Annotated in this window: 8 protein-coding genes; all 8 read right to left on the minus strand. The window is 60.1% G+C overall.

Annotated features, from left to right (window positions below):
• Positions 1-93 precede the first annotated feature (93 nt).
• The gene (locus tag JFU37_RS22505) at positions 94-3690 is read right to left on the minus strand and encodes a glycosyltransferase (protein WP_201118956.1); all 3597 of its coding nucleotides are present in this window, start codon (positions 3688-3690) and stop codon (positions 94-96) included.
• Between the two features lie 114 nt (positions 3691-3804).
• On the minus strand, positions 3805-5385 hold the full coding sequence (locus tag JFU37_RS22510) for a flagellar hook-associated protein 3 (RefSeq protein ID WP_201118958.1): 1581 nt from the start codon (positions 5383-5385) through the stop codon (positions 3805-3807).
• Between the two features lie 13 nt (positions 5386-5398).
• Positions 5399-7459: a flagellar hook-associated protein FlgK gene (flgK, locus tag JFU37_RS22515; RefSeq protein ID WP_201118961.1), complete on the minus strand. Its 2061-nt coding sequence runs from the start codon at positions 7457-7459 to the stop codon at positions 5399-5401.
• Positions 7460-7482: 23 nt separating this feature from the next.
• On the minus strand, positions 7483-8769 hold the full coding sequence (gene flgJ / locus JFU37_RS22520; protein WP_201118963.1) for a flagellar assembly peptidoglycan hydrolase FlgJ: 1287 nt from the start codon (positions 8767-8769) through the stop codon (positions 7483-7485).
• An 11-nt stretch (positions 8770-8780) separates the two neighbouring features.
• Positions 8781-9869, minus strand: a complete 1089-nt coding sequence (locus JFU37_RS22525; protein ID WP_201119504.1) for a flagellar basal body P-ring protein FlgI — start codon at positions 9867-9869, stop codon at positions 8781-8783.
• Between the two features lie 27 nt (positions 9870-9896).
• On the minus strand, positions 9897-10592 hold the full coding sequence (gene flgH, locus JFU37_RS22530) for a flagellar basal body L-ring protein FlgH (protein ID WP_201118965.1): 696 nt from the start codon (positions 10590-10592) through the stop codon (positions 9897-9899).
• A gap of 52 nt (positions 10593-10644) precedes the next feature.
• A complete protein-coding gene (flgG, locus tag JFU37_RS22535) occupies positions 10645-11430 on the minus strand; it encodes a flagellar basal-body rod protein FlgG (protein WP_201118967.1) in 786 nt (261 codons plus the stop codon).
• 45 nt (positions 11431-11475) lie between these two features.
• A complete protein-coding gene (locus JFU37_RS22540) occupies positions 11476-12216 on the minus strand; it encodes a flagellar basal body rod protein FlgF (protein ID WP_201118969.1) in 741 nt (246 codons plus the stop codon).
• Positions 12217-12492 lie beyond the last annotated feature (276 nt).

The following is a 12492-nucleotide window of genomic DNA, read 5'->3' on the forward strand; positions in this document are numbered from 1 at the left end:
ACGGGTGTAGGAGCTGCCGCAGGCTGCGATCTTTTGATTGTGCTATTGAAAAGATCGCAGCCTGCGGCAGCTCCTACGAAGGCAAGGGGTGGGTCAATCGGCCAGCCAGCCATTTTCCCAGTACCGCACGTTATCGCCGCGCAGCATGAAATCGCGCAGTACCGCCTCGCGCAGTTCATCGCCCATGCGGTAGCTCGCCTCCGGGTCCGCCAGGTGCATGCGGATGGCTTGCAGCCACTCATCGGTGGAGTTGCTGACCACACGCGTGCAAGGCAGGTAACCGCGGTATGCCTCGGTATCGGTGCAGACCACCGGGTAGCCGCACGCGCCATACTCCAGCAGGCGCAAGTTGCTCTTGCAGTCGTTGAAGATATGGAACTCCAGCGGTGCCAGCGCCAGGTCCAGGTTCAGACTGGCCAGCTTCGCCGGGTAGACGCTCAGGTCGATCACCCCATGGAACTCATGCATGTAGGGCTTCAACTCTTCGGGACACATGCCGAAGAACACCCAATCGACCTCGTTGGCCAGTTCGCGAACCACGTCAGCAATGATCGCCAGGTCACCGGAGTGGCTGGTGCCGCCACCCCAGCCAACCCGTGGTTTTTTCGACGTGCGACGCTGGCTGCGCAGATCACTCCACAGATGAGTGGCGAGCATGTTCGGCACGACCCGAATATCGTGGTGCATGGACGACAACGCATCGGCCAGCGACTGGGTCGAAACCACCACGCGATCGCACAGGCCGATGCCGCGACGGACCAGTCGCTCCATCTCGACGTTGTCCGGCATATTGCGAATGTGCGCGTTCTTCTTCGGCGCCTTGATGACATAGTCATCCAGCTCGAAAATCAGACGGGCATTGGTGTAGGGCTTGAAGGCGGCGATCTCGTTGATCGGTCCTTCGCTGTAGCGCCCCTGCAAAATGATCACGTCAGGTGACTCGCGCTCGATCTCGAAAATCGACGGCAAATCGTAGTAGACCCGTCCGGTTGCCCGGCCAGCCTTCTCCAGCTCGATCAGCGGCTGGATCGCCCGATAGTGCCCGACCGCCGAGGAGTTGACCGGCAGCGCCATGACCTTCGGCAACTGGCGAACGGAGAACGGGCTCCACCCTGTACGCAAGCCCGGCTCTAAACTGTAGCTGGAGCCGCCCCACGTATTGAGCATCAAGTTGGGATTGTAGGCCGGGTCGCGAGCGACAATGGGCAGCCAACGGCGGTAGAACGTGTCCTGTTCTTGACTGCGCAGCGCAATCTCGGCCGCGTCAGCCACGGCCGCAGGGGCTGTGCCAAGGGCCAGTTGGGCATACGGCGTCCAGACCACCAGGTATCCGTTTTGGCGAATCCGCAAACACAGATCCACCTCGTTAAGGGTCAAGGCAAAGTCCTGCGCCTGAAAACCACCCACGCTTTCGAACAGCGATCTTCGCACCATCAGGCAATCGGCACCGACCGCGCTCAGGTCCTGCACCACCTGCATACGGTGCATGTAACCGGCCGCATTAAGGGGGTCGCCGAAAAACGGTGAGGTTGCCGGCCCTTGCAGCCCGAGAATCAGACCGGCATGCAGAACCCGGCCATCGGAGTTGAACAGCTTGGCCCCCACGACCCCGACTTCCGGGCGCTGGGCATGATTGAGCAGCTCATCCAGCCAGTCCTCACGAGTGACTACCGCATACGGATCGAGCATCAGCAAATACTCGCCACGGGCCTGCTGCGCGGCGAAATTGCGCGTTGCCGCGACATTACCTTGCGGCGCAAACGCCTTCACCCGCAATCGGTCACTGCCCATCTGAGCCATGGCGCTCAACCACTCAAGCATCGGCGGCGACTCACTGCCATTGTCGATCAACAGCAACTCGTACTCGCTGTATGCCGTTTTCTCCAGGAGCGTTTCGACACAACGCTGCACAGCAGCCAACTGGTCTTTGCAGACAATGATGATCGACACCAGCGGCCGGCCCGCATGCCGGTAATCGACACGATTGAGCAAGGTAAAACTGCCCTGGCGTATATCATGGGCAACGCCCAATCGTTGCAGATGCGCCTCCAGCACCTGCGGGTTGAATTCAATGACTTGCGGCAGTGCCAGCCATTGCGCCAGCCCGAGCGTCGACTCCAGCATCACCTCGGCAATATGCTCGACGACCTTGATGCCGTCCTTCTCGACCATGCGCCACAGCACATCGTGAGGCGCCAGTTCGCCGTAATTCGAATTGAAGCCACCCAGCGCCAGGAACTGCTCGCGCTGAAATGCCAGGGCGCGCCCGACGTAGGGATAACTGCGCATCAGGTCCAGGTTGAAGTCTGGCTTCAGGATCGGGTCCACCGACTCACCGTCACGCAAACTGCCTTCATCGCTATAAACACACAACGCCTCTGGCGACGCGCTGATCTTCTCGGCCAGCAGCAACAAGGCCGGCTCGACCAGACGATCACCGGCGCGCAACACATAAAACCAGTCGACGCCGTCGAGCTGTGGCAGCAAGCCGTTGAGCTGTTCATAGCCGTCATCCTGCAACGGCAGGTTGAATACTTTGCCGTCGAGTTGCGCTTCGGTGCAGGCGCTGGACAACACCAGGATCAGATCCGATGCATAGAGCTGCCCGGCAAGGCTGTCGAGGGTGAGATCCAGACTGGCGCGACGCCCCAGATCATCAATAATGATCGGCAGAATTTTGGGTTGCCGCGACCAGCCAGCCAACGTGTCCGGCAGAAGACTGCGCTGGGTTTCGCTGAGCGTGCGACACGCCAGCCATTGCGCGTAAACCTCGGAAAAACTCTCGCTGGCGATACCGACACGATATCCCTGGTTGGCCTGGCGGGCACCCAGAGTCCGGCTCAGGGGCAGTTCGTCCCAGACGCGGGGTGCCTCGTCGCTGCGGCTCAAGGGCAGGTAACGCACCCAACCGGCCGCCGGTGCGCCTTCGCCACCGCGAACCTTGAGCATTTGCACCAGCCACTGTCTTTCCTGTTCCGCCGCATCTTTCATCGACTGCTGACGGCTCAAACGCTCCGGATACAGGCGCTCGATACTCAATACATAATTGAGCAGCGCCAGGTTACCCCGACGCAGCAGGCAGATGTACAGGGCCAGATCGAGTGACGCAACAAAACAATGGCCGGGCTGAGTCAACGCGGGCATTAGTTCCTGTAGATCCTTGCGGCGGAACAGCGCACCACTCAAACCACCGAGGAAGTTGACCGGAAAGCTCTCGAAAATCGCCAGCAGGTCATCGCCCTTGAAGATTCCGCAAACAGGCGACAGCGTGCTGTTCTCCAGACGAGACGGCAACGGATGATCGTCAGCATCCCAGAAGGTCCGCTGGGCCAGCACCAGATTGATGTCCTCCTGCTGGTCCAGCACTTGTGCCTGGCGCTCGATACAGGCCGGCGACAACTGATCGTCATCACACAGAAATTTGATGTACTCGCCTTTGGCTTCGTCCAGGCACGCCAGCAGATTGCCAACAAAACCCAATGTCCCAGGGTTTCGTACGTAACGCACTCGCTGCGCGGCATCGCCCGTCAGCGACTCGACAACCTGACGAATTTCATCGCCACGACTGTCGTCGCACACGATGATTTCAAGGTTGGCGTACTGCTGGATAAGGGCGGTGTGCAGGGTCCCGGCAAAAAAGCGCGGATTGAAGGCGGGGATGACAAGGCTGACAAGCGAAACTGGATTCACGGCGGAGCTCTCAAGTGGTGGCCGCCCACCCGGCCGGATGAGCGCCTCAAACCGCTGAAAAAAGACGATGGGGATTCGGCGGTTTACGGCCGTGCGCTGACGCGCAAGGCCCCGTTAGATTTTGTTGAACAGACCCAGTTGAGTGATTTTGCTGAACGCCAGTTGCGAAGCCTGCAACATCGTCTGCTGCAAGGTCAGACGTGTCATCACCTCTGCCGGATCGGAATCGCGAATCGACGCCTGGGTCTGGGTGTTGGCCAGCGACAGGCCCTGGTTGGTATCGTTTTGGGTATCGAGGGCAGACCCACGCGCACCCACCGAACTCAGGGCACTGGATAACTGGTCAGTACCACTTGCCAGGTTGGCGATGCCCGAGCCCACTGCCGCTTGCAGCTTTTGCATCGCGATCGCATTGCCATTGGTTGGCGTGCTCAGTGCGGTTTTCAATTGGCTCACGGTATCCAGAATGCTCTGGGTTTCATGTGAGTCGACGGCAACGTTGAACTGATCGCCGGCACTCGGACCTGGCGTCGGCGCGGGACCGCTCGCCACGGTGAAGGTCACACCGGACGCGGTGCCAACGCCAGCCACTACCGTGCCACTGGACACAGGCTTGCTGTCGGCGGTCAGAGGCGCCGCATACAGATCAAAGTTAGTGGCATCCTTGAACTTGACGATGGCCGAACTGCTCGGAAAACTGGCGTGATAATCGGTAGCGTTGGTGATACTGCTGCCCGTTATTTGTGCCGAGCTCGGATTGCCAGGGCTGCGGGTCGTGGTGAACGTATCAGGCTTGGATTCCAGCGTAAAAACGTTAGGCAGCGTGGCCGCCGGACTGTCCGCAGCGCTCAGATTGATGTTAAGACTCAGCTCTACGCCGCGAAAACTGACGGCTTGGCCAGCCGTGGTGGTCGGATCGAACGTTCCGCCCTGACTGGCTTCTGCCGTTACGTCGTTACCGGCCGAGTCAGTGATTTTCAGCTGGGTACCACTGGCGAACGCCACCGTGTAAGGCTCGCCGCTGCGGAACTTGCTGTTGTAGGTGATGTTCGACGAAACCTGGCCATTGGAAAGCGTTACCTTCCCGTTATCCGGCGACGGAGCCGTCATGGTGACCTGACTGCGACTGGTGTTGACTGCCTGCTCGAACGCTTCCCAACCGGTGCTGTTAGTGGCCATCGACATGGTGTCGCCAACGGCAAGATTCAGCGTCGTCTGATCGCCGTTGTAGCTGTAGGTGCCGTCGCTGTTACGCGAGAACGGAGCGGTATCACCCTTGGAGCCGGCGAAAATGTACTTGCCGTTTTCATCCTTGGTATTCATCAGGCTCAGCAGCTGATCTTCAATCTGGCCGAGTTCGGACGCATTCGCCTGACGGTCAGCGTCGCTGTAACCGGTGTTACCGACACCGATTGCCAGCTCCTTGGCGCGCTGCAAGACGCTGGTGATGCTGGTCATGACCGACTCGGTCTGACCCAGCGTCGCCTTGATCGTGTTGGAATTGGCCGCGTACTGATCAAGCATCGAAGCCTGCTGACCCAATTGCAGCAGACGCGAAGCCCCTACCGGATCATCGGCGGCGGTGTTGACGCGAACCAGACTGCTCGCCTCTTCGCTGGTCTTGACGGCGTTGGCGAAGTTCTTCTGATAGTTCGCCGCAGTGGACTCGTAAAACTGGCCGGTGGAAATGCGCATGGGCTACGACTCCTTAGAGACTGTTGATCAGTGTGCTGAAAATTTCCTGCGCAGCCTTGATGATCTGCGAAGAGGCGGTGTAGTACTGCTGATATTTGACCAGGTTGCCGGTTTCCTCATCGAGGTCAACGCCCGACACCGAGTCGCGCGCACTCTTGGCGTTCGCCAGGATGGCGGTGGTCGCGGCACTGTCGAGGTTGCCTTGCGCAGCTTTGGAGCCCACGCCCTCGACCAGTTTGCCGTAGGCGTCGGCCAGGGAAATGCCGTTGCTGGCCGAGCCGGTGTCGACGGTTTGTGCCGTCTGCAAACCTGCCAGAACGGTACCGTTGCGGTTGTCCAACGTGCCCGGCTGGCTAAGCGTGACGTTGATCCCGGTGCCTTTGCCAGGCGAACCTGCCACAGTCATGTCAAAGCTGACGGTGCGTTGAACAACGGGCGGACCCGGATCATTGATCGGCGCCCCGGTGGAATCCTTGAGCGGAACACTCAGGCTCAGGGTGTTGTTTTCACCAGGCTTGATCGTGCCGTTGCTGATCTCGGCACCATTGGCGTCGAGCAACTGGTAAGTCTGGCTGGTGCCGTCGGTCGACGTGTCACCGAACACCACTTTGACCGGCATGGAATTCTTGATGCCGTTCTGGATAGCGGTCGTCGTTGCGGTGTCGTAGATGTCGAACTGCGTCGTCATGGTCGGCTGACCACTGGACGGAATCGTCAACGAACCGGTGGCACCTGGCGCAATCGCCGCCCCCAATGGCGCCGCGATCGCCAGGCGCTTGGAGTCGGTCATCTCGGTCTTGATGCTGCCCGATGCATTGCGAGTCGGGGTGATCTTGAACGTATCGCCAGTGGCACCGCCGCCAGTGAACTTCAACGAGAAGCCGTCGATGACCGGCGGTGTCGTGGCCAGCGTACTGAAGCTGCCCATTGAAGTATTGTCGGGCAAGCGCTGCACGGTGTAGTCAGTGGGCCCGGTGAACGTCACCTTGTAATCGTTGATGGTCAGCTTGCCGGAGTCCGCGATGTTCACATCGAAGTTGCCGCCGCCGGTGTTGCCGCCGGACGCGATACTGCGCTGAGCGACCTGGGCCGCGCTATTGATGCTGCTGAACAGGTTCGAACCAAAATCACCGTTCTTGTCGATGCCCTGGGACTGGATGCTGTTCATCTGATCGGTGACGACCAGGGCCACACGACCCAGTTCGTTCATGGCCGGATCCAGCACGGTGCTGCGATAACGCAGCAGGCCACCGATTTCGCCGCCGGTCATGATCGAGGTGATATCGATAGTGCTTGAACCACGATTGAGTTGCAGCGATAAACGTCCCGGATCGTCTGTGCCCGGGACCGCTTCAAGCTTGTTCACCGTATTGCCCATCACCAACGGCTGACCGCTGCCCAGATAGATGTCGATGTTGCCATCGCGTTCAACCGTTTGGGCGCCGGTGAGGCTAGAGAGCTGGCGAATCGTTTCGTTGCGGGAGTCGAGCAGATCGTTCGGCGAGCCGCCGGAACTGGAGACTTCAGAAATTTTCTGGTTCAACTGCGCCACGGTAGCGGCCAGTTTGTTGACCTGATCGGCCATGCTCGTCAGGTTGCCGTTGATGTTGGTGTTCTGCGAATTCAACTGCGTGGAGATCGAGTTGAAGCGGCTGCTCAAGGCCTGGGCATCGCTGAGCAGCAACTGGCGAGAGGCGTCGTCGCCCGGCTTGGCGTTGACGTTCTGGACCGAGGCGAAAAACTTGACCAGTGCGCCGTTCATGCCGGTGCCGCTGTCCGAAAGCAAGGAATCGAGTGGGGTGACCTGGCCCTGATACGCCGCCGCATCGCTATTGAGCGACGTGGTGGTCTGCAATTGTGCATCGAGGTAGCTGTTGTACACCCGACGAACATCGGCCAGGGTCGTGCCGGTGCCGATGTAGACATTGCCGAACTGCTGCGAAGCCTTGGTGCCCTGCACGGTCTGCTGACGCGAATAACCAGCGGTATCGACGTTGGCGATGTTGTTACCCGTAGTCATCAACGACGATTGGCTGGATGACAGCCCCGACATCCCGATATTGAGCAAACTCATGGTTCAGACCTTATACCTTGTGCCTATAAAGGCGTGGTGGAAACGCCCGCCGCAGCGTAGTTCTGGTAACTCGTCATCTGCTTGGCTATCTGCGAAATCTTGCTTGCGTAGTCCGGGTCGGTTGCGTAACCGGCCTTTTGCAACTCGCGCACAAACTGTTCTGGGTTATCGGCCGACTTCACAACATCTTGATAGCGATTGTTGGTTTGCAGCAACGTCACAAGGTCATGGAAGCTGTCCTTGTACGAGTCATAGGAACGGAACTCAGCCGTCTCCTTGACCATCTCGCCATTCCTGAATTCGCTGGTAATCGCCCGCGCCGAATCGCCCTTCCAACTGCTGCCGGCCTTGATGCCGAACAGGTTGTGACTGCTACTGCCATCCTGGGCACGCATGACCGATTTACCCCAACCGGTTTCCAGGGCGGCCTGAGCCACCAGGTAACGCGGATCGACACCGATACGATCGGCGGCTTCTTTGGCCATTGGCAGCATGGTGTTGACGAATTCGTCGGCGGAGCTGAAGGCTTTCTTCGCCGGCGCCAGGGGAATTTGCGCCATGGCACGGCCGTAAACCTGAAGGCGACCGCTGGATGGCGCATCCACTTTGGTCAGCCAATCGCCGTTGTACAGAGGCCCCGAACCGGTGGTCGTGGCGCGCTCTGCCAATTGAGTTTTGTTGACTGTCGCAGGGGCGGTCGCGGCGGACGGCACCAGGCCCGCGAGCAACCGGTCGGCCAGTTTCGGCGGCAACGCCAGACGCCGCTGATTGATCAGCGCCATGTCATTGCGATGTGCACCCTCACCCGCCGCTTGCGGGGTACGGACCGAGCGCGACGCCCACAACGGACGCTCGCCATTAAGGCGCGACAATGGCCCGCCGGTGGCGGTCGTACCGGCGGCAATCGGCGTTTCCACGGCGGCTTTCGCAGCCGCTTGTTTGGCCGCCGACGCGGCCGCCGCTTCGCCGGAAGCCAGTGGCTTGTTCTTCGACATCTGGCGCATTAGCACGTCCGCCAGGCCGATACCACCGCCCTCACGGGACATGGAAACGGCCAACTGCTGGTCGTACATTTCCTGGTATTGCTTGGCGGCCGGCGTGTTGAGCGGATTGTCCTGACCCAGCGCCTCGGTGGCCGAGCGCATGGACTTGAGCATTTCACCGAGGAACAGCGACTCGAATTCCTGCGCCACCTTGCGCATGTTGCCGTCACTGTCCTTGTCGCCGACCTTGAGCTGGTTCAGACGATTAAGGTCCGAATAGGAACCCGAGTCGCTACTACTGACCACACCGCTCTTGCGCATGTCCATGGTCGCCGTCCTCAGATCACAATCAGGTCGGCTTGCAATGCGCCGGCCTGTTTCAGCGCTTCGAGGATGGCCATCAAGTCACCCGGTGCCGCGCCGACCTGGTTCACCGCACGCACGATTTCGTCGAGGGTGGTCCCGGGGCCGAACTTGAACATCGGCTTGGCTTCTTGCTGAGCGTTGACTCGCGAGCGCGGCACGACCGCCGTCTGACCATTGGACAGAGGGCCGGGCTGGCTGACGATCGGGTCTTCGGTGATCGTTACGGTCAGGCTGCCGTGGGTCACGGCGGCCGGGGAAACCTTGACGTTCTGGCCAATCACGATGGTGCCGGTGCGGGAGTTGATGATGACTTTCGCCACCGCCTGACCCGGATCGACTTCGAGGTTCTCCAGGATCGACAGGTAGTCGACCCGCTGGCTTGGATCAAGCGGCGCGCTGACGCGAATCGAACCGCCGTCGATGGCCTGGGCAACGCCAGGGCCGAGCATGTCGTTGATCTTGTCGACGATACGCTTGGCGGTGGTGAAGTCCGAACGGTTGAGGTTCAGGGTCAGGCTGTTGCCCTGGTTGAAACCACTCGGCACCGCACGCTCCACCGATGCACCGCCCGGGATGCGACCGGCCGACGGAACGTTGACGGTGATCTTCGAACCGTCGCGACCTTCAGCATCAAAACCGCCAACCACCAGGTTGCCCTGGGCGACCGCATAGACGTTGCCGTCGATACCTTTGAGCGGTGTCAGCAACAAGGTGCCGCCGCGCAGGCTCTTGGAGTTACCGATGGACGATACGGTGATGTCGATCTGCTGACCCGGTTTGGCGAACGCCGGCAAGTCGGCACTGATCGACACCGCCGCGACGTTCTTCAACTGCACGTTGCCCGAACCCGGCGGCACCTTGATGCCGAACTGCGAGAGCATGTTGTTGAAGGTTTGCAGGGTGAAGGGGGTCTGCGTCGTCTGGTCACCGGTGCCGTTAAGCCCGACCACCAGGCCATAACCGATCAATTGGTTGGACCGCACGCCGGAAATACTGGCGATGTCCTTCAGCCGCTCGGCTTGAACGTTGAAGGCCGCGGACAACAAAAGCGCGGCCACCATGAGGCTTCTGAAATTCAACGTAGCCACCTAGAAAGGGAACAGCGGGCTGAGGAAGAAACGGTCGAACCAGCCTGGCTGACTCGCATCGGCAAACGATCCGGTGCCCGAATAGGTGATGCGTGCATCGGCAATGCGCGTCGACGAAACCGTGTTATCGGTGGCGATGTCGTCGGCCCGAACCAGGCCGGCAATCCGCACCAGTTCGTCACCGGTGTTGAGCGTCATCCACTTCTCGCCGCGCACGGCAATGATGCCGTTGGGCAACACGTCGGCGACGGTCACGGTGATCGAGCCGACGAGGCTGTTGCCCTGTCCGGCCTTGCTGTCGCCCTTGGTCGCGCGGTCGCCGCTGTAGGCGGCATCCAGACTCAGGTCACCGCTGCCGAACGGGTTATTCGTGTTGGGCGTACTGCCGAACAACGAGGTCAGGCCAATGCTGGTCTTGCTGGTCTTGCCGATCTGGGAGTTGGCATTCTTGCTGGCCTGGGTCTTCTCGTTCAGGGTGATGGTAATGATGTCACCGACCCGGAACGCCTTGCGGTCGCCATACAGGTTTTGTTCAAAACCGGCCTGGTAGATCGAACCATTGTTCGCGGCAGCCGGCAACGGCGTACGCGGCAATACCGGGGCGTAGTAAGGGTCATTGGGCTTCGGCGTCGAAGGGACGCAGCCCGCGAGCACGGTGATCCCACTCAGTGCCAGAACAGATACAAAGCGATTCATGACCCTACCTCACGGTGTTGCAGGCAGCCTCATGGCCGCCTCATAGACTTGATTACAGATTCTGCGTTACGAACGAGAGCATCTGGTCGGCGGTGGAGATCACCTTGGAGTTCATCTCGTAAGCGCGCTGAGTGGTGATCATGTTGACCATCTCCTCAACGGTGCTGACGTTCGAGGTTTCCAGGGTGTTCTGCAGCGTGGTACCGAAACCGGCGAGGCCTGGCGTACCGACTTGCGGCGCGCCGCTGGCTGCGGTTTCCAGGAACAGGTTGTTGCCCACCGCTTGCAGGCCGGCCGGGTTGATGAAGTCGGCGGTTTGCAAGTTGCCGATCACCTGCGATGCCGGGTTGCCGGCAACGGTAATGGACACGGTGCCATCGCGACCGACCGTAAAGGTCTGGGCATCGTTGGGGATGACAATGGCCGGTTCCAGGGCGAAGCCGCTGGCGTTCACGATCTGGCCGGTGGAGTCCAGGTGAAACGTACCGTCACGGGTGTACGCCGTGGTGCCGTCCGGCTGCAGAATCTGGAAGAAACCGCGACCGTCTACTGCCAGGTCGAGCGGCTGTTCAGTGGTTTGCAGGCTACCGGCGGTGAAATTCTTCTGGGTGCCGACAATGCGCACACCGGTACCCAGTTGCAGACCCGACGGCAGTTCACTGTCCTGGGTCGATTGGGCGCCGGGCTGGCGTTTGATCTGGTAGAGCAAGTCCTGGAACTCGGCACGGTCACGTTTGAAACCCGTGGTCGACACGTTCGCCAGGTTGTTGGAAATGGTCGTCAGGTTGGTGTCCTGGGCGGACAGACCTGTTTTGGCAACCCATAGAGCCGGAAGCATTCGATTCTCCTCGTGCGCCTGTTTTACGGCGCGACGTTCTGATAATTAGCTGATCTGCAAGACCCGAGCCATGGCCTGGTCATCGTCTTTGGCGGTGTTCATCATCTTGATGTGCAGTTCAAATTGCTTCGACAAGGCCAGCACCGAGGTCATTTCTTCCACGGCATTGACGTTGCTCGACTCGAGGAAACCGGAGATCAGTTTGACGCCGGAATCGGCTTGCGCCGGCTTGCCGTCCTTGGTGTGGATCGAGCCGTCCAGCCCCTTGGTCATGTTCTTGAAGTCTGGGTTGACCAGTTTGATACGGTCGACTTCGGCCATTACGCGAGGGCCTTCGCCCATCGCCCGAATGCTGACGGTGCCGTCCTCGCCCACTTCGATTTGCTGTTCGGGCGGCACGGCAATTGGCCCGCCATTGCCGATCACCGGCATTCCGTTGCCGGCACGCAGCACGCCCAGGGCGTCAACGTTAAGGCTGCCGGTGCGCACGTAGCTTTCGCCGCCGTCGGGGTTCTGCACCGCCATCCAGCCACTGCCTTGCACGGCGACATCGAGGTCGCGACCGGTTTGCACCAATGCACCCGGGGAGAAGTCGGTGGCTGGACGTTCGGACATGGCATACGCACGCGCCGGAAAGCTGTCACCGAACACCGGCATCGAACGTGCCTGCTCCAGGTCTTTCTGGAAGCCGTTCGTGGAGATGTTCGCGAGGTTGTTGGCATGTGCCTTCTGCGCCAGTGCATTCTGGCTGGCGCCGGTCATTGCCACATAAAGGTACTTGTCCACACTCTTTCCTCTGCATGCCGGACGTTTGCCGCCCACCGCTGTACTGCTGAGCCATAAGCAATTTGCAGACCAACTTTTTTCTGGCGGCGCGGGGCCCGGCAAACAAAGGACTTGCCGCGTTCAGGAGGGAATTGAGGATTGTGTCAAAGACGAAAAACCGGCGGTGTTATGCCGCTTGGTGGCAACAGATCAAAGATCGTCCGAACGCGGCCCGAACCTTCGGCAGCTCCTACAGGTGTACGCATTCCCCTGTAGGAGCTGCCGCAGGCTGCGATC

It is taken from the genome of Pseudomonas sp. TH41 (genome assembly GCF_016650695.1).
Classification (GTDB): domain Bacteria; phylum Pseudomonadota; class Gammaproteobacteria; order Pseudomonadales; family Pseudomonadaceae; genus Aquipseudomonas.